Source organism: Robertmurraya dakarensis, from assembly GCF_900156875.1.
GTDB classification, from domain to species: domain Bacteria; phylum Bacillota; class Bacilli; order Bacillales; family Cytobacillaceae; genus Robertmurraya; species Robertmurraya dakarensis.
Map to the genome: position 1 here is coordinate 1,817,957 of NZ_LT707409.1, position 17,983 is coordinate 1,835,939.

The window sequence follows — 17,983 nt, forward strand, 5'->3', positions numbered from 1 at the left end:
ATTTCGGCTTTCATTCTTCTCATGATGACCTTTTCTCTAGCTCTCTAGAATGATTTCGGCTTTCATTCTTCTCATGATGACCTTTTCTCTAGCTCTCTAGAATGATTTCGGCTTTCATTCTTCTCATGATGACCTTTTCTCTAGCTCTCTAGAACGATTTCGGCTTTCATTCAACTCATGAAGACCTTTTCTCTAGCTCTCTAGAATGATTTCGGCTTTCATTCAACTCATGAAGGACATTCAGCTACCTGCATAAGAGGATTTGGCTTTCATAATGTGAAGCTTAAAATTTATATAGTTCACTTCGTCTATCTTGAAAAACTGGAATGGTCTCTCGTACTCGTTCAACCTCTGCCATATCAAGTTCAGCGTATAGAATTCCTTCTGCTGTTGATTGACTGACAAGCAGTTCTCCCCAAGGGGCAATGACCATTGAATGTCCATTGAATTCATTATTTGGGTCTGACCCTACACGATTCACACCAACTACATAGCATTGATTCTCGATGGCTCTTGCTTGCAATAATAGCTGCCAGTGATCAATCCTTGTCGCTGGCCACTGCGCAGGGACAAACATGATTTTAGCTCCTGCTAAAGTGTGAGTGCGGATCCATTCTGGGAAACGAAGATCATAACAGATGATTCCCCCGCATGTAACATCATCCAGCTCAAAGAGATTTTCCTTTTGGCCGGCGTTCATAAATAGATGCTCATCCATCAGCTTAAAGAGATGCGCTTTATCGTATTCAGAAATGATTTCTCCGGCCCGATTAACAATATACATTGTATTATAAAAATGTTCGCCTTTCTTTGTTGCAACAGATCCGCCAACGATATTCACTCTATACTTCTCAGCTAGCTCTGCCAGCACTTTTTTTGTTTTTTCCCCGTCAGTATCGGCATGGGTGCTTAACCTGTCAAGAGCATATCCTGTATTCCACATTTCAGGAAAGACAATAACGTCTGCCTTCGCTTTGGAAGCTTCTTCAACATATTCTTTAATCGCCGCAAAGTTCTTGTTAGAATCTGCAAAAGCGATATTCATTTGTACAATGGCTATTTTCATTTTTTTATCCCACCTATAGACAATTTACTATAAAGATTATAGAATTTGTAGTAAATTCGCAATCATTTTTACAACAAAGGTGGATAAAATGGAATATTCAGAACGCTTAAAAAAATTACCCGAGCAATTCTTTGCATCACTCGTTAATAAAGTTAGTAAAGCCGTGGCAGAAGGCCGCAATGTTATTAATCTAGGGCAAGGCAATCCCGACCAGCCTACACCGAAGCATATTGTGAAGGCTTTACAAGAATCGGCCGAAGATCCTGGGACACATCGCTACTCACCATTTCGTGGAATAGACGAACTGAAGGAAGCCGCTGCCACATTTTATAAAAATCAATACAATGTGGACATCGATCCGAAAACAGAAGTTGCTATAATGTTCGGAGCTAAATCCGGGCTTGTGCAGCTCCCTTTGTGTCTGCTTAATGAAGGGGATCTTATGCTTCTTCCTGACCCTGGTTATCCTGATTATATGTCAGGTGTAGTCTTGGCAAATGTTGACTACAAAACTTTCCCTCTTAAAGCGGAAAATAATTTTCTCCCAGATTTTGCTGCTATTCCAGCAGAGCAAAAGGAAGCAGCAAAATTGATGTACTTGAACTATCCGAATAACCCTACTGGAGCAACAGCAGATCGTTCCTTTTTTGAAGAAACGGTGGCCTTTGCAAAAGAGCATAATATAACAATCATGCATGATTTTGCTTACGGTGCGATTGGTTTTGATGGTAAAAGACCTGTCAGCTTCCTCGAAGTGGAGGGTGCGAAAGATATCGGTGTAGAAATGTACACATTATCTAAAACCTATAATATGGCCGGCTGGCGTGTTGGGTTTGCCGTTGGAAACCCTGCTATCATTGAAGCGATCAACTTAATTCAAGACCATTTACATTGCAGTCTCTTCCCTGCTGTCCAAAAAGCAGCTGCAGCAGCACTTACTGACGACCAGAAGTGTGTAGACGAACTTGTTGCACGTTATGAACAGCGTCGTAACACATTAATCGAAGCATGCCGTAACATCGGTTGGGATGTACAAGCTCCTACCGGTTCTTTTTTCGCATGGCTGCCAGTTCCTAAAGGCTTTACGAGTGAATCATTCGCGGATTTTCTGCTTGAAAAAGCGGATGTCGCAGTGGCTGCAGGAAAAGGATTTGGTGAGTTTGGTGAAGGTTATGTGCGTGTTGGTTTGTTAGTCGACGATGACGTATTAATAGAGGCCGTCAATCGGATCGATAAATTAAATTTATTTAAAACATCTTCAATAGAGGTTTAATTTTAAACGAAAAAACACATGGAGGAACTCCATGTGTTTTTTCGTTTACCGCTAATGCTTTAAGCTCGCATGAGATAACTGTTTGTGATAAGATTGCTTTTTCCCGTGCAGGAAATGATATAAAAAGATGCTGATAAAAACAATTACAGCTAACATCAAATACATGTTACGATAACCAAATACCGGCAGTAAAAATCCCAACAGGAACGGACCAATCCCCAATCCGCCTTCCATACAGATAAAGAAGGTCGAGGTGGCAAGACCCACCCTATGTGAAGGTGTCACTTTGACCGCAATCGCTTGTGAACATGATTGCAAATTACCATAGCCTAAACCAATGATTGCCGCAGCAACTAACAGCGTAATTCCATGATGTGCTTGACTTAGAAAAAGCAAACCAACTGCATATAATATAAAGGAAGGATAAATAATTAAATTTTCCCCCTTTACATCAAACAATTTTCCCGTCAGCGGCCTTGAGATTAGAACAACTACGGCGTACACAATAAAAAAGAAACTCGCTGCTGACATTAAATCAATTTCCATGGAATAGGAAGTCAGAAAAGCTAGAATACTGGAATAAGAAAAACTCATGATAGCCATAATCAGCGCAATAGGAAGAGCCCTTATTTCAAAGAAATCCTTGAAGTGAAAGCCTTTTAGTGAAGAAATCTGTTCCTCCGTCAAAATCACAAGAGGGACTTTTACGAAAAAGGAGAGAATGACGCATAAAGCTGTAATGACCGAACATACAAGAAAAATCTTGCTGATATCTGCATGCTGAGTAATAAAAACACCAAGGAAAGGACCAATCGCAGTAGCTAAAATCATGCTCAGTGTATAGAAACTAATACCTTCGCCTCGGCGTTCTTTTGGAATAAGATCGAGAATAGCAATCTGCATAACGGTCATTGCCATTCCCCCTACAGCTCCATGGATAAAGCGAACCAAGATGAGAAAATACAAATTGTCTGCTAAAAAATAAAGGAGAGTCGCCAGAAAGAACAAAATAATCCCGGTATAAAATAGTTTATTACGTCCGATAACTTCGATATATTTTCCTGAAAATATGCGTGAGATTAACATGCCAATAACAAAAATACTAGCGGCGAGTCCTCCCATACTCTGAGTTGCTCCCAATTCATCAACCGTATAAACAGGAATGGTGATGATGGATAAAAAATAGACTAAAGCTAGGAAAAATGTTAAAACCGAAAAAATAATAAAATCCTTTGAGAAAAGTTTCGCTTTGGAATTTTTCATAAATTTACCTCTGTACATGGTTTTTGAAAAGAGATTTAATTTTTATAATTATTAAAATCTTAACACATTTTACAGAGTTTTGGAACTATAGAGACCGCCTCGACCACTTTCCCTATGTTAATCTTCTAATTGCTTAGTTACTTCTGGCAATGAAACAGCCTCACTATTTCGAGGCACACGGAGCAGCAAAGCACCGCCAACCACAAATAAAATGACCAAACTAAAGACACCGCTGTTTGTACTTCCAGTCATTTGTGCTGTAACACCTACTAACAGCGGCCCAGCGATCGCTGCAAACTTACCAAAAATACTGTAGAATCCAAAAAATTCATTCGATGATTCTTTTGGAACAAGTTTTCCAAAATAAGATCGGCTAAGTGCTTGAATACCTCCTTGTGCTGTCCCAACAAGCATCGCTAGGATCCAAAAATCCAAAGCAGAATCTAAGAAATATGCGTAAATGCAGATAAAAACATAAATTAAGATCCCCACTAAAATCATTCTTTTTTCAGTGTACTTTTCTCCTAAAACCCCAAACAAGCTAGTAAAAGGTGCAGCAATTACTTGTGTTACAAACAAAACAATCAACAGTGTCGATGCACCAATGCCCAAATCAGAACCGTAGGCTGTTGACATCTTAATGATTGTGTTAACACCGTCAATGTAAAAGAAATAAGCAAGCAAAAAAAGAAATAACGGCCGGTACGCTTTAATATTTTTGAATGTAGCATAAAGTCTTTTAAAACTTGTTCTAACCGGATTCGGAACACGTTCAACAAAATAGACCTGCTCCACTCTTTTTAACATTGGAATCGTGAACAGTCCCCACCATAATGCTGTTATGGCAAATGCAATTTGACTGGAAACAGAGACGGATAATGGAATGATATTTTTCTGAGATAATATAATAATACCAATTGATAGAATAAAAGGAATCGTACTGCCAATATATCCAAGCGCGAAGCCATTAGCAGAGATGCGGTTCATTCTCCCTTCATTCGTGACATCAACAAGAAACGCATCATAAAATATGTTGGCACCTGTATAGCCAATAGAAGTAATAATGAAAAAGACTAATAAAATCATCCACTGATCCGATGGAACAACAGCTAACAGCATTGTAAACACAATACCCAAGGAAGCAAAAAAAACAAAAAACCTTTTCTTAAATCCTCTAAAGTCTGCAATGGTTCCTAATATCGGTGCTAAAAGTGAAACAACCAGTGTAGCAATCGAATTTGCATATCCCCAATAAGCTGTTGATGCCGCTGCACCAATTCCCGCCTCTTGTGCAGACGATTTAAAATACAAAGGAAAAATCGCAGTCACGATAATAATCGTATAAGCAGAATTGGCCCAATCATAAAGGGCCCAGCTTCTCTCTGTAGCAGACATCTTTCCCATAAGCATGCCCCTTTCCTTAAAAAAGGAGAGTGACACTTTAGCATGACACTCTCCTTTGATTATATGCTGCTGCATTTATGATTTATCCCATCTTAACAGAACAGTATGAATCCCGCTAATGGAGGTTCAATTTTATTTGCTTAACATATGAAAAACTTGTTCTACATCCTTGTCGCCTCTGCCGGAGAGGTTGACTACGATAACATCTTCAGTCGATAATTCTTTTGCAAGTTTGACAGCATGTGCAATAGCATGAGAGCTTTCCAAAGCCGGAATAATCCCCTCAACCTTGCTTAACAATTTAAATGCTTCAAGAGCTTCCTGGCCAGTAACGGTTACATACTCTGCTCTTCCGCTTGTCTTTAAAAAACTATGCTCCGGACCTACTCCAGGATAATCCAGACCAGCTGCGATGGAATAGGTTGGTTTAGGTTCTCCATTTTCATCCAGTAAAGTAATACATTTAAATCCATGAATGACGGCCGGAACCCCTTCTGATAGCGTAGGCGCTTCCGCTGGCTCAGCTCCAATTAAACGAACATCTTTTTCTTCAATATAGTGAGCAAAAGCACCGATCGCATTACTGCCGCCACCTGCACAAGCAACAACAGCTGTCGGCAGTCGTCCTTCTTTATCAAGAATTTGTCTCTTTGATTCTTCACTGATAATTGCTTGGAAATGCTTCACCATTGTTGGATATGGATGAGGCCCAACTGCCGAACCTAATAGATAAAAGGTAGTCTTATAGTTTTGGACTAAATCATTAAGCGCCTCATCAACAGCATCCTTTAATCTGCCTTGTCCTTTTTCAACTGGAACAACCTTTGCACCTAATAACTCCATCCGGAAGACATTTAGTGCCTGACGTTCAGTATCAAGCTTGCCCATGTATATGACACATTCCATTCCGAACATTGCACATGCTGTGGCTGTCGCTACACCATGCTGCCCTGCACCCGTTTCAGCAATGATACGCTTGAGACCCATCCGCTTTGCCAATAAAATTTGACCAATTGCATTGTTAATTTTATGTGAACCAGTGTGGTTGAGATCTTCCCTTTTAAGATATATTTTTGCACCGCCTAGTTCATTTGTTAGACGTCCAGCAAAAGTTAAAGGATTTTCTCTGCCGACATATTCTCTTAAATAATATTTAAATTCCTCAATAAATTCAGGATCATCCTTATATTTCAGGAAATTCCCCTCTATTTGATCCATTACTAACTGCAGTTCTTCCGGAACAAAACTCCCTCCGAATTCACCAAAATAACCTTTGTTCTCTATACTCGCACTCTGCATACTCAGCTCTACTCCTTTAAAACATATTTAATAATCTGTCTTTATTATAAAACGACAATTTGATTATTCCAATAAAATCTTGGATTTCTTTTTCCTTTCAAGCTGACAGAAAAATGGCAGCCGCTTGCAATTATTTCTATTTAGATGATCTCAAAGGAAAATACTTCTTCTTAGCGAATATACATGATTACAACCAGAATTCTCCTAATTTTATCATATAACCAAAAACGAAAGGAGTAATCAAATGTCAGCTGTAATTGTAGAAACTGCTTACGGTAAGGTTCAGGGCCAACAAATGGAGGACCTCTACGTCTGGAAAGGGATTCCTTATGCCAAAGCCCCGCTTGGTCCGCTTCGTTTTCGGCCTCCCCAAAAACCAGATGCTTGGACCGGAATACGTGATGCTGCTGAGTTCGGCCCCGTCGCTCCGCAAACATCTAGTGTAATTATGAACTATCTTGGCAACGATATCGAAAATATGAATGAAGATTGTTTGTATCTTAATATTTGGTCAAAAGGAGCAGACGATAAAAAAAGACCTGTTATGGTATGGATTCATGGAGGTGCATTCCTATCGGGTTCAGGATCAAGCTCCTGGTACGATGGCTCATCCTTTGCCTCTAGCGGGGATGTGGTTGTTGTAACCATCAATTACCGCCTCGGGATATTAGGATTTCTACACCTAGGAGAAATCGGCGGTGAAGAGTATGCTTCGTCTGGAAATTGCGGGATTCTAGATCAAGTTGCAGCACTTCAATGGATTAAGGAAAATATTGCTGCATTCGGGGGAGATCCAAATCGAATTACGGTATTTGGAGAATCTGCCGGGGCAATGAGTATCGGAGTATTACTTGGACTCCCATCTGCTAAAGGGCTGTTCCAACAAGCAATTCTTCAAAGCGGTGCCGCAAGCAATGCGCTGCCTTCATCAAAAGCAACTCATATTGCGAAACGCCTGCTAAATGAGTTAAATATAGATCATGACAATCTATCAAAACTGGAAGAACTACCGGTACAACAGTTAATAAAAGCTTCCACGATTGTTCCTTCTATGAGCCTTGGTCCGGTTATTGATGGAGTCAATTTACCACAGAGTCCTGAAGAAGCCATATCAAAAGGATCAGCGAAGGATATTTCCATTATGCTTGGAACTAATAAAGATGAGTATCGAATCTTTACCTTCTTCGACCCGTTATGGAAAAATCCAGAACCTAATAAAATCATGAATATCTTCCAGCATACTTTTAAGGACCTTTTGCCAGCTCTTCTTAAAGAATTTAATGAAACTCAATTAAATCAAGATCTCTTTGATCAACTTATGACCATCAGGATTTTTACATATCCTGCACTTCAACTGGCAGAACAGCACGTAAAACAAGGTTCTCCACTCTATATGTACCGGTTTGACTGGGAAAGCCCTGTTTTCAATGGAGGCTTAAAATCAAGCCATGCGATTGAAATACCGTTTGTCTTTAATACGATCAATACACCTAACACAGAAAATTTAATTGGTAACTCTCCTAACAGGCAGAGATTAGCTGATACTATGCATCAAGCATGGATTTCTTTTGCTAAGAATGGAAACCCTTCAAATAGCTCCCTGCCGGAGTGGCCTCGATATGAATTAGAAAAACGTTCTACCATGATTCTTGATAATGAATGTAAGCTTGAATTTGATCCTAATTATCAAGATTGTCTAGGATGGAGAGAAGCAACTAAAACGTCAGTTTAATAACCTTACGCAAAGATCCTGTGACTTAACAGCACAGGATCTTTATTTGTGAGTAAGCTAAGTAGATCACAGGAACTCTATATAGATATTAAAAAAATATTCCCCTTTTAATCTTAGTTTAATATTCCATGGCAGAACTTATCGTCAACATAGCCTTGATTTCGAATATGATAAATTGAAACTTCCTGTTTTATTTGTGGGAATGTTTACTTTCGGGCTTTTACGGACAAATGCTCTCCCGCTTATCCTATTAGATTATTAAGAATCTTCTCGTTACGGGGCATACTGTCCGTTAACCTGCGATATAGTGTATGAAACCTACGGAGGTGTAGTCATGGCAGTTGTAAAAGCTACTCAGGCTGATGTTGATTTATTGGCAAGATTATTACGTGCAGAAGCTGAGGGTGAAGGCAACCAAGGAATGCTTATGGTAGGGGTTGTTGGCATTAACAGAATCCGTGCAAATTGTTCTGATTTTGAGGGACTGCGAACGATACCACAAATGATATATCAGCCTCACGCTTTTGAAGCAACACAAAAAGGTTATTTTTACCAAGCTGCAAGGGAAGCAGAGAGGAAATTAGCACGCCGGGCAATCAAAGGAGAAAGATTATGGCCTGCGAAGTACAGTTTATGGTATTTTAGACCTGCAGGAGACTGTCCTGCACAATGGTATAACCAACCGCATGTGGGCCGTTATAAGCTGCATTGTTTTTATGAGCCTACCGGTGAAGAATGCGCAAATATTTACAGCACTTTTTAACTCTAACATAAAAATACCCCATCCCATGAATCAACCTAATAGGATAGGGTATTTTTATGTTTATAGAGTTGCAGGATTTAAAAGTACTGAGACTAGCCGGTCCATTCCGATTTTGATCTTCTCCGGAGTAGAATGGCTGAAATTTAATCGAAATGTATTTAATTGCGGTTCATTCACATAGAATGGGGCACCAGGAACATATGCGACACCGTTCGCAACGGCAGCATCTAATAGATTCGTCACGTTTAGCTCTTCTCCCCCTTGAACCCACATGAACATACCACCCTTCGGCTCTTTCCATGTGAATAATCCAGAATCAAGCTTATTTAAATAGTCTCTCATAATCGTCATTCGGTGATAATATTCACGTCTTAAAATCTCAATATGCCCATTCAAGTCAAAGTCACGCATAATATAATAAAGCGCCTGTTGATCGATTGAACTTGAGTGCAGGTCTGTCATTTGCTTACCTTGAGTCATCATAGCCATTACCTCAGCAGGCCCTGTTACCCAGCCTGTTCGCAATGCCGGTACAACTGTCTTTGAAAAAGTACTTGTATATAGCACATGTGTACGGTCATGATCCATGGAAGCGATAGGCTGAAAAACCTCTTCATTAGAGAACTTTAATTCTCCATATGGATCGTCTTCAAGAATAAGAATGTTATATTTGTATGAAAGCTCCAGCAATTTTTGTCTGCGTTCAGAACTCCAACCTTTTCCATCTGGATTCGAAAAGGTTGGTATAACATACACAAATTTAGGCTGATGCTCTTTGATTTTTTCTTCTAAATCGTCTGCATCCATTCCAAATTCATCTCCGTTTACAGCAACAACTTTCGCACCATAAGACCTGAAAACCTGCAATGCAGCAAGATAAGTTGGATCTTCTGTTAAAACAACATCTCCGGGTGACAACATAACTCTTGAGAATAAGTCGATTGCTTGCTGGGAACCGGTAGTTAACATAATATTTTCAAGAGGCGCAGCAATTCCTTTTCGTAACATAACTGCTTGAACTGCTTCTCTAAGTGGGGTAAAGCCTTCTGTTAAACCATATTGCAATGATGATTTCCCAGAGACGAACACTTTTTCATATGCATCTCGAACCGCTTCTAGCGGGAAAAAGTCATCCGACGGAAGCCCTCCTGCAAAGGAAATGACATCTCCTTGCTGTATAACACTTAAAATATCTCTTACTGCTGATGACTGATAGTTTTTCGTAAGCTCTGCGAATGAATACTTCATAAGGGTCCCTTCCTTTTTGTTTTCAAAAAAACTAATTTTTAAAATTTTTTGTAGTTTCAAGTAATATATAATATATCATAATAAATCAATCTAGCAATATTTTTTTATCAATCTATTAATAAGTTATTCCCCTGATCATCATCGCTTTCCACCCCATAAAATTAGAAAAACCAGAACCTTACGTTAGATTCTGGTTTATTGCCTTATAATTACTGCTAATCGATATCTTTTTGATTTCTGCCTTTAACAAAGCGATAGGCTAGGTATGCGATATACAAAGGAACTGCAATATAAATTAAGTAAGGGAATTGTCCATATGTACCTCTATAAATAACGATTAATAGACAGCCAAGAAAAATAGTTACAATCGTCCCATATTTAGGAAGCGGAATTTCCTTCATGCTGGGGATCCTTATTCTGCTTACCATTAGGAAACAAAGAGCAGTAAACACAACAGTTGTGATAATGTTTGGAATAAAATCTCCAAATAAGGTAAGCAACGCTAAAATTCCACCTGCCGCCGTGATCGGCACACCAATAAAGTACTTTGAAGAAGATTTGGGGGCACTTATATTGAAGCGTGCTAAACGGTAAGCCCCGAATAACGGGAACAAACCAGCCACAATGGTTCCTAACAGGCTAAATTGAAAGAAGTATGTATAATATACTAAGAACGACGGAGCAACCCCGAAGGTAACAATATCGGCCAATGAATCCAATTCTTTCCCCAACTGGCTGTCGGCATTTAACATTCTTGCTAATCTGCCATCCATGCTGTCCAACATCATCCCTATTAAAATTAAAATCGCGGCATTTTTATATTCACCCGAAGCCGCAAATCCTATGGACAAAAAACCACAATATAAATTTCCTAATGTAAACATATTCGGAATGGATTTAATTAACCTTAACCGCAAACAAACACCACACTCCTTTCCCTTACTTAGCATTTGATAATTTGCTGTTTTCAATTAGCACATCGAGGTAATTATAAAAACTGCTTTATTGCTGCATTCTGTTATGCAAAACTTCCAAAACTGAACGGAGTTCTTCGACGGGTATTTGTCCAGGAGCCGAGGCTTCCCTGCCTGATGCAAAAGTACAGGCAGAACCAAATGCTTCACCAGCTAAACGACTAACAACACCAGTGCCCCCCATTGACATAGTAATAATCGGGCGGTCAGCATATTCCTTTTTCATCGTGTAGGTAGCATCCATTAAAGTTAACACATCTCCCGCTGAAGCTGGCATGACAGCCATTTTTAGTATATGTGCACCATATTCCTGCATTTTACAGAGACGCTTAATTATTTCCTCTTTCGAAGGTGTCTTTACAAAATCATGGTTCGACATGATTGAGAATACACCATTTTCTTTGGCAGCGGAAATCAAATGCAAAATAATTTCTTCTTCCATAAACAACTCAATATCAACTAGATCAATTTCTTTTGACTCTATAGCATGTTCAATCAGCTTCTTATAGTAGGAAGAATCGATTTCTTTATTTCCACCTTCCTTAAAACTTCTAAAAGTAAATAGGATAAGAATATCATCAAAGATACTTCGCAACTTTGTGATCATGGCCGAAACACTCTCTAAGTGGTGTACTCCTTCATAAAAGTCCACTCGCCATTCCACCATATCTGGCTTTAATGATTTTACAATCTTTGCTTCTTGCGTAATTTCATCTTCCGTCTGTCCAACAAGGGGAATAATAACTTTTGGGACTCCCTCACCGATTCTTACATCTTTAATTATTAACGTACTCATGTTTACACCATCCTAACGTAACCTTTCAATGATATCAATTGCAACTTCTTCTGGTGCCTTATGATCTGTATTTATTTTTACATGACGTTGTTCATAAATTTTTTGCCTATTATAAAATAGTTCCTCGATTTCCTCCATCGTACGTCCTTGCAAGACAGGACGGCTTTCTAGCAATTCACTAATTCTTTCTTTCCAGCATTCCCAAGATATGTGTAAGAAAATAACCGTACTTTTATCTAGGCATACTTTGCGAATCTCCTCTTGTAAAAAAGCGCCTCCACCTAAGGAAAGGATATTTCCTTTGCTATTAACCAGTTTTTCAATCAGTTCCTTTTCTTTCATACGAAAAACTTTTTCCCCATAAACATTAAATATCTCTGTTATAGGCATGGCAAATTCTTTTTCAATTTCTGCGTCAATATCAATAAACTGTCGATTTAAATTATTTGCGATTATTTCTCCAACGGTGGTTTTCCCGACTCCCATAAATCCAATCAATACTAGACTTTTCTCCGTTTTTTCCATTGCATTCACTTCCCAATCTACCGTTAAGATAATATAAGAATTATATAATGAATAAATCTGACTGTAAAACAAGTATATAAATTTTCCAAAAAAACTCTCTTGCCCATAGTACATAACAAGAGAGTTTCATCATTATTAAATGAACAGAAGCAAACTCAATGCCATCACGGCCATTCCACCAATTAAACCGTAAATGGAAATATGTGCTTCATCATATTTTTTAGCTGCAGGGAGCAATTCATCCAGTGATATAAAGACCATAATACCCGCCACCGCAGCAAAGATGATACCGAACATGATCTCATTTAAAAACGGCATAAGAAATAGATACGCAACGAGAGCTCCTACCGGTTCAGACAGCCCAGATAAAAAAGATAACTTGAATGCCTTTTTCTTATCCTTTGTCGCAAAATAAACTGGAACAGATACGGCAATTCCTTCTGGAATATTATGGATCGCAATCGCCACGGCTATCGCAATTCCAAGTCCGGGGTCTTGCAATGCCGATGTAAAGGTAGCAATCCCCTCTGGAAAGTTATGAATCCCGATTGCAAGTGCCGTAAATGTACCCATTTTCAGCAATGCTGCCTCATTTACAGCTTTCTCTTTTCCGTTCATATCCTCTACTTTCTTGATTTCATGAGGATTTCCTTGCTTAGGAATGAATTTATCGATTAACGCAATGAGAAGCATCCCGCCGAAAAATCCTCCTACTGTTGCCCAATTCCCAGGGACTTCCCCTAATGAATTGACTAAAGCGTCTTTTGCCTTCACAAAAATTTCAACCATCGAGACATATATCATAACACCTGCTGAAAAACCAAGAGCCAAAGACAAAAATTTTGTGTTGGTATGGCTTGTAAAGAACGCAAGGACACTTCCAATCCCAGTTGCTAAGCCTGCCATCAGAGTCAAACCAAAAGCAAGCAGTAAATTTTCAGCCATTATCATTCCCCTTCTCCGCTGTTAACTCATATATTAAGTGCACCTATATTTTCTTTACCAATGTATGCAATAGGATAAAAAAGTTTCCTCTAGTAAACATTTTAACTTATACGAAACTTGTCTGACAACTTTTAACTATCCTTCGTAATTAAAAGATAAAACTGCATAAAAAAAAAGCTGCTTAAACACAACTCCCCATAACAACAAGCGGGTATGCCCCGACACCTAGCTTATTTATTTTCTCCGTTAAAAAAACCACTTTCCAATCTTGTTTATTAATATACCCAGCAATTGAAACTTTATGATAACAGCTGGATCAAATGTTTTACAGATATTCCCTCCCTTTACTATGGTATCCTAATATAAAATAAACTCTTATTAGGAACATTACTACTGAGCAATTTAACCACTGCTCGAATCCATGCAAGGGAGTGATGTATCATGGCTAGAAACAAACTTTTGGTTCCTGGTTCAGAAAGTGTTCTTAATCAAATGAAAGAGGAAATTGCCAATGAGTTTGGGGTCCAACTTGGTGCAGATACGACCGCGCGTGCGAACGGTTCAGTTGGGGGAGAAATGACGAAGCGCCTCGTTCAACTGGGCGAACAACAATTGAGAAATCAACAAGGACAGTAATTAATATCAAAAAGGAGACCTGTTGTATGGGTCTCCTTTTTAACTTAACGATTCTGTTGTTTTAACGCAAAATAGGCATCTAACACTCTTCTTCCTATTTCATAGTTAGCTGTGTGCCCGCTTGATCCTTGGTAAGCCCATGGGACAATCACGGACATAGCAACCTCAGGCTTGTCATATGGAGCATAGCCGACAAGACTCAGGTTCATGACAGATGGCGGCTCCTTGTATTTATGTCTTTCGGGACCATCATAAAATGCTTGCGCTGTCCCTGTTTTACCAGCCGGCTTGTATGGAGCATCCGCAAATCTTCTTTGTGCCGTTCCTGACGTCATTACTTGACGGAAGCCAGTTTGAACCGTTTCAAGCCATCCATCCTTAAGATCTAGACGATTTAATATTTTAGGCTGAATCTCTTCAAAAACGGGACCTAGTTCGTCCACATCATTTACGGAATCTCTAATTTCCTTTACTAAATGGGCTTGAACACGGTAACCTCCATTTGCAATCGTTGATACATACTGTGCCAGTTGCATCGGTGTGTAAGTATCGTACTGACCAATCGATAAATCCAATAAAAACCCTGGCAGTGTTGACTGTCCTTTAAATCCTATTTGTTCATTCGGCAGATCTATGCCTGTTCTAGTCCCAAGGCCAAATTGACTAAAGGAATCCCGCATAATATTAAACGCTGCTGGGTCTATTCTTAAAGGCTGGTTATATTGATAATGACCTCCTCCAATTCTGATTGCCGTTTCAAACATATAGACATTGGAAGAAACCCTTAATGCACCAACGGGGTTTAATGTACCTAGATTATTACTGTATGATCCTTTAACGGGGGTGCCCTTAATTTTTAATGGTCTATCATGGATATACGTATTTGTGGTAATTGCTCCGGTCTGTAATCCAGTTAGAATGGTTGCTCCTTTAACAGATGACCCAACATTGTATGAAGTCGATATAGTTCCTAGTGCAAAATCCTGCATCTCGGTTCTGCCTGTTTCTTCATTCTTGCCGATTTGTTTACCTGCCATGGTCAAAACTTCCCCGGTATTTGGGTTCATTAAAACTACAAAAGCCCGGTCAAGGAATCCAGTTCTAGCAGATCTTTTTGCTCTTAATAGCTCCTCTTCAAGGATCTGTTCAACAGCAAGCTGAAGATCCATATCAATGGTTAATACTAAATCCTTTCCTCTCTGTCCAGGTGATACCACCTTTGTTTCCAATATATTTCCAGACTTATCTGTTATATTTTTCACTTTCATTTTTTGACCGTGTAAGATATCTTCATATTGAGCCTCGAGGTAGCTTTTTCCAACTCTATCGTTTCGGTTATAATCACGGGCTAAGAAATAATCCAGCTTTTCCTTCGGAATCCCTTCCTCCGTATCTGTCACTTTACCTAATACCGTTTTCAATGTATTCCCAAAAGGATAATCTCGCTCCCAGTCTGTTGTTGTATCAACACCCGGAAGATACTGAAGGTTCTCACTAACAACCGCAAATTCTTCATCTGTGACGTTTTCATTCTTAATAATTTGCGGTGTTAAGGCATATCCACTGTTGAACTTTATATAAATGGCTAGAATTTCTAAGTCTTCATCGGTAAGCTCTTGCAGCTCATTTTCTGTAATTCTCTCAAGCTTTAACTCATATATTTTCTGATCATATTCTTTTTTCTCTAGATCATTTTTTAACGTTTTGCGTTCTTCTTCTGTTACTTTTTCATCCCCACGCTCTTGATTCAGTCTCAACCAATGATCCTTCATATCTCTTTGTGTGATTCTCTCAGGCTTTACATCAATTAATAATGCCAGCCTCTCCGCTACATCAAGCATTTCACTTTGACTAACTCCAAAATTTGTATATGTAATTGCGTTGCTGGGAGTATTATCTACGATATTTTTTCCTGTCCGGTCAAACATTCGGCCCCTCGGTACCGGATAACTGACCGTGATATCTTCTGTTCGTTCAACTTCTCTTTTATAATCATCACCGTAAACAATTTGTACTACCCCAAGCCTCATGATCAATAAAGAGAAAAGCAGAAAGACTATTAAGAATAATAAATTCACACGCAAGGGTACATGGGTTTTCTTTTTTTTATGTTCAGGCTGCATGAACCTTTCCCCCTCTTGAGATGGTAATAAAATCCATTTTATATGATTTAAAGCTTTTAATCTATAAATATTTCTACTTTTTAAAATTTTTATTATTATTTATATAAATTCAAGATAAACTCGTTATTTCCTCTTTATGGGTATGAAGAAAAAAGAACAACTGCAGAATATTTATAAATAGATAGAAAATTCGCTATAATAAATTATACAAGGGGGAGATTTTATGACTTACGTCTTGCACCCTATGGGTGATCATGCTGTTGTAATTGAAATAGGTTCTAAAATTGAAAGTAGCGCGATCCAAACAATCCAAGAAATTACGAATTACTTAGATGAAACCCCTCCAAAATGGATGATTGAATACATTCCCGCCTTTACAACTGTTACAATCGTTTATGATCCAATAATAGCTTATAAACAAAGTCATCAACATTCGCTGCCGATTGATTTTATTAAGCTGCAATTGCATGAAATTCTTTCTAATCTAACAAGAAATAAGTCCATGACAGAAAGGATTATAGAGATTCCGGTCTGCTACGGAGAGGAGTACGGTCCAGACATAGAAACAGTTGCTGAAGTGAATGGACTAAGCGTTGATGAGGTGATTGAACTACACTCCTCAGCAAACTATCTTGTGTACATGATAGGATTTTCTCCCGGATTTCCTTATCTTGGAGGAATGTCTGAGAGAATTGCTACTCCTAGACGAAAAACACCCCGTTTAACAATACCTGCTCGCAGCGTTGGAATTGCCGGCATGCAAACTGGCATCTATCCGATTGATACACCTGGTGGATGGCAATTAATCGGCCGAACTCCGATCAAGTTATTTCAGCCTGAAAAAGAACAGCCCAGCCTTTTAAGAGCTGGGGATACCGTAATATTTAAACCTATCAGCAAGAAACAATTCGAAAATTGGGAGATATAAAGGTATGATTACGATACTAAAACCTGGTCTATTAACAACGGTTCAAGATTCTGGACGGTACGGCTATCAAAAATACGGGGTCGTTGCCGGCGGAGTCATGGATCAATTCGCACATGTAATCGCAAATATATTGGTCGGAAACGAAAAAAATTCTCCTGTGCTTGAGATAACAATGGTCGGTCCTGTTATTAAGTTTGACCAGGATACGGTAATTGCGATTTGCGGAGCCGATCTTTCCCCTGCAGTAAATGGAAAAAAGATCGGTAATTGGCGGCCGGTCCTTATAAAAAAAGGAAGCGAATTAATATTCGGAAACTGTCAGACTGGTTGCCGTGCCTATTTAGCTGCAGCGGGCGGTTTCAAAATTCCAGAAGTAATGGATAGTAAATCTACTTATTTAAGAGCAGGCATTGGGGGTTTTCAAGGACGAGCTTTAAAAAAAGGTGATAAATTGTTTCTCGAAGCTTCAAGTGAACTCTCTAATCATCTTATGCAATCATTTCTTAAAAAAGGAAGCTCAGACGGTTTTGTAATGACACATTGGCGAATATATTGGGAGACTTTTTACCAAAAGAGTTCCTGTATTAGAGTGATGAAAGGCAGACAATATCATTTATTCAAAAGAAGAAGCCAGGAATATTTTTTCCGTGATCTCTTTACAGTGACAACTGCCTCAGATCGCATGGGGTATAGATTACAGGGGCCAATACTCGAATTGAATGGTCAGAAAGAAATGATATCCGAAGCAGTGAGCTTTGGAACCATTCAAGTTCCTGCAGATGGAAATCCAATACTGTTACTAGCGGATCGGCAAACCACTGGAGGCTATCCGAAGATTGGTGAAGTAGCTTCAGTTGATTTGCCTACGCTAGCACAGGTAAGGCCTGGTGATTCTCTGAGTTTCAAGGAAATTACCTGTGAAGACGCACAGCTTCTATTAATAGAAAGAGAGAAAAGAATCGAACTGCTAAGAAAAGAAATATTGTTAAAATTTAGTTAGGAGACTAT

General features: G+C 39.0%; 16 protein-coding genes. 6 read left to right on the top strand and 10 right to left on the bottom strand.

All coding sequences use genetic code 11. The features are described from left to right. Positions 1-283: 283 nt before the first annotated feature. Positions 284-1,066: a carbon-nitrogen family hydrolase gene (locus CZ487_RS17465; protein ID WP_077213547.1), complete on the bottom strand. Its 783-nt coding sequence runs from the start codon at positions 1,064-1,066 to the stop codon at positions 284-286. Between the two features lie 88 nt (positions 1,067-1,154). On the opposite strand from CZ487_RS17465, the gene CZ487_RS17470 reads away from it, so the two are divergent. Beyond that, complete coding sequence (locus tag CZ487_RS17470) at positions 1,155-2,339, top strand: pyridoxal phosphate-dependent aminotransferase (RefSeq protein ID WP_077213548.1); 1,185 nt, start codon at positions 1,155-1,157, stop codon at positions 2,337-2,339. A gap of 51 nt (positions 2,340-2,390) precedes the next feature. On the opposite strand, the gene CZ487_RS17475 is transcribed toward CZ487_RS17470, so the two are convergent. From CZ487_RS17475 to trpB, 3 genes are all read right to left on the bottom strand, one after another. Further along, positions 2,391-3,602, bottom strand: coding sequence for an MFS transporter (locus CZ487_RS17475; RefSeq protein ID WP_077213549.1), 1,212 nt, complete (start codon positions 3,600-3,602; stop codon positions 2,391-2,393). 117 nt (positions 3,603-3,719) lie between these two features. After that, the gene (locus CZ487_RS17480; RefSeq protein WP_077213550.1) at positions 3,720-5,006 is read right to left on the bottom strand and encodes an MFS transporter; all 1,287 of its coding nucleotides are present in this window, start codon (positions 5,004-5,006) and stop codon (positions 3,720-3,722) included. A 132-nt stretch (positions 5,007-5,138) separates the two neighbouring features. Continuing rightward, positions 5,139-6,305 carry a tryptophan synthase subunit beta gene (gene trpB / locus CZ487_RS17485; RefSeq protein ID WP_077213551.1) on the bottom strand — a complete coding sequence of 389 codons (1,167 nt, stop codon included), beginning with the start codon at positions 6,303-6,305 and terminating at the stop codon, positions 5,139-5,141. A gap of 244 nt (positions 6,306-6,549) precedes the next feature. Here trpB and CZ487_RS17490 point away from each other — a divergent pair, with 244 nt between their 5' ends. Both CZ487_RS17490 and CZ487_RS17495 read left to right on the top strand, forming a co-directional pair. Continuing rightward, on the top strand, positions 6,550-8,037 hold the full coding sequence (locus CZ487_RS17490; RefSeq protein WP_077213552.1) for a carboxylesterase/lipase family protein: 1,488 nt from the start codon (positions 6,550-6,552) through the stop codon (positions 8,035-8,037). Between the two features lie 334 nt (positions 8,038-8,371). Beyond that, positions 8,372-8,800, top strand: a complete 429-nt coding sequence (locus CZ487_RS17495; RefSeq protein ID WP_077213553.1) for a cell wall hydrolase — start codon at positions 8,372-8,374, stop codon at positions 8,798-8,800. 60 nt (positions 8,801-8,860) lie between these two features. Here CZ487_RS17495 and CZ487_RS17500 read toward each other — a convergent pair whose 3' ends face one another. The 5 genes from CZ487_RS17500 to zupT form a co-directional block, all read right to left on the bottom strand. Further along, positions 8,861-10,048 carry an aminotransferase-like domain-containing protein gene (locus CZ487_RS17500; protein WP_077213554.1) on the bottom strand — a complete coding sequence of 396 codons (1,188 nt, stop codon included), beginning with the start codon at positions 10,046-10,048 and terminating at the stop codon, positions 8,861-8,863. A gap of 215 nt (positions 10,049-10,263) precedes the next feature. After that, positions 10,264-10,932 carry a CDP-diacylglycerol--serine O-phosphatidyltransferase gene (gene pssA / locus CZ487_RS17505; protein ID WP_419865758.1) on the bottom strand — a complete coding sequence of 223 codons (669 nt, stop codon included), beginning with the start codon at positions 10,930-10,932 and terminating at the stop codon, positions 10,264-10,266. Positions 10,933-11,050: 118 nt separating this feature from the next. Continuing rightward, positions 11,051-11,818 carry a type I 3-dehydroquinate dehydratase gene (gene aroD / locus CZ487_RS17510; protein WP_077213556.1) on the bottom strand — a complete coding sequence of 256 codons (768 nt, stop codon included), beginning with the start codon at positions 11,816-11,818 and terminating at the stop codon, positions 11,051-11,053. Between the two features lie 12 nt (positions 11,819-11,830). Next, on the bottom strand, positions 11,831-12,343 hold the full coding sequence (locus tag CZ487_RS17515) for a shikimate kinase (RefSeq protein WP_077213557.1): 513 nt from the start codon (positions 12,341-12,343) through the stop codon (positions 11,831-11,833). A 135-nt stretch (positions 12,344-12,478) separates the two neighbouring features. Next, a complete protein-coding gene (zupT, locus tag CZ487_RS17520) occupies positions 12,479-13,288 on the bottom strand; it encodes a zinc transporter ZupT (protein WP_077213558.1) in 810 nt (269 codons plus the stop codon). A 441-nt stretch (positions 13,289-13,729) separates the two neighbouring features. On the opposite strand from zupT, the gene CZ487_RS17525 reads away from it, so the two are divergent. Beyond that, positions 13,730-13,924, top strand: coding sequence for an alpha/beta-type small acid-soluble spore protein (locus CZ487_RS17525; RefSeq protein ID WP_077213559.1), 195 nt, complete (start codon positions 13,730-13,732; stop codon positions 13,922-13,924). Positions 13,925-13,968: 44 nt separating this feature from the next. Here the strand turns inward: CZ487_RS17525 and CZ487_RS17530 are convergent, their stop codons facing one another. Beyond that, positions 13,969-16,047 (bottom strand): peptidoglycan D,D-transpeptidase FtsI family protein, encoded by a 2,079-nt coding sequence (locus CZ487_RS17530; RefSeq protein ID WP_077213560.1) that lies wholly within the window; start codon positions 16,045-16,047, stop codon positions 13,969-13,971. 223 nt (positions 16,048-16,270) lie between these two features. Between CZ487_RS17530 and pxpB the strand changes: the two genes are divergently transcribed. Next, positions 16,271-16,975 (top strand): 5-oxoprolinase subunit PxpB, encoded by a 705-nt coding sequence (gene pxpB / locus CZ487_RS17535; RefSeq protein ID WP_077213561.1) that lies wholly within the window; start codon positions 16,271-16,273, stop codon positions 16,973-16,975. A gap of 4 nt (positions 16,976-16,979) precedes the next feature. Further along, positions 16,980-17,975, top strand: a complete 996-nt coding sequence (locus CZ487_RS17540) for a 5-oxoprolinase subunit C family protein (RefSeq protein ID WP_077213562.1) — start codon at positions 16,980-16,982, stop codon at positions 17,973-17,975. The last annotated feature ends 8 nt before the right edge of the window (positions 17,976-17,983 follow it).

Coding starts and splice junctions, on each gene's coding strand:
- CZ487_RS17530 (WP_077213560.1), bottom strand. CDS start 16,047: ATGCAGCCTGAACATAAAAAAAAGAAAACCCATGTACCCTTGCGTGTG.
- CZ487_RS17465 (WP_077213547.1), bottom strand. CDS start 1,066: ATGAAAATAGCCATTGTACAAATGAATATCGCTTTTGCAGATTCTAAC.
- CZ487_RS17490 (WP_077213552.1), top strand. CDS start 6,550: ATGTCAGCTGTAATTGTAGAAACTGCTTACGGTAAGGTTCAGGGCCAA.
- CZ487_RS17525 (WP_077213559.1), top strand. CDS start 13,730: ATGGCTAGAAACAAACTTTTGGTTCCTGGTTCAGAAAGTGTTCTTAAT.
- CZ487_RS17500 (WP_077213554.1), bottom strand. CDS start 10,048: ATGAAGTATTCATTCGCAGAGCTTACGAAAAACTATCAGTCATCAGCA.
- trpB (WP_077213551.1), bottom strand. CDS start 6,305: ATGCAGAGTGCGAGTATAGAGAACAAAGGTTATTTTGGTGAATTCGGA.
- CZ487_RS17475 (WP_077213549.1), bottom strand. CDS start 3,602: ATGAAAAATTCCAAAGCGAAACTTTTCTCAAAGGATTTTATTATTTTT.
- CZ487_RS17495 (WP_077213553.1), top strand. CDS start 8,372: ATGGCAGTTGTAAAAGCTACTCAGGCTGATGTTGATTTATTGGCAAGA.
- zupT (WP_077213558.1), bottom strand. CDS start 13,288: ATGGCTGAAAATTTACTGCTTGCTTTTGGTTTGACTCTGATGGCAGGC.
- aroD (WP_077213556.1), bottom strand. CDS start 11,818: ATGAGTACGTTAATAATTAAAGATGTAAGAATCGGTGAGGGAGTCCCA.
- CZ487_RS17480 (WP_077213550.1), bottom strand. CDS start 5,006: ATGGGAAAGATGTCTGCTACAGAGAGAAGCTGGGCCCTTTATGATTGG.
- pssA (WP_419865758.1), bottom strand. CDS start 10,932: ATGTTTACATTAGGAAATTTATATTGTGGTTTTTTGTCCATAGGATTT.
- CZ487_RS17540 (WP_077213562.1), top strand. CDS start 16,980: ATGATTACGATACTAAAACCTGGTCTATTAACAACGGTTCAAGATTCT.
- pxpB (WP_077213561.1), top strand. CDS start 16,271: ATGACTTACGTCTTGCACCCTATGGGTGATCATGCTGTTGTAATTGAA.
- CZ487_RS17470 (WP_077213548.1), top strand. CDS start 1,155: ATGGAATATTCAGAACGCTTAAAAAAATTACCCGAGCAATTCTTTGCA.
- CZ487_RS17515 (WP_077213557.1), bottom strand. CDS start 12,343: ATGGAAAAAACGGAGAAAAGTCTAGTATTGATTGGATTTATGGGAGTC.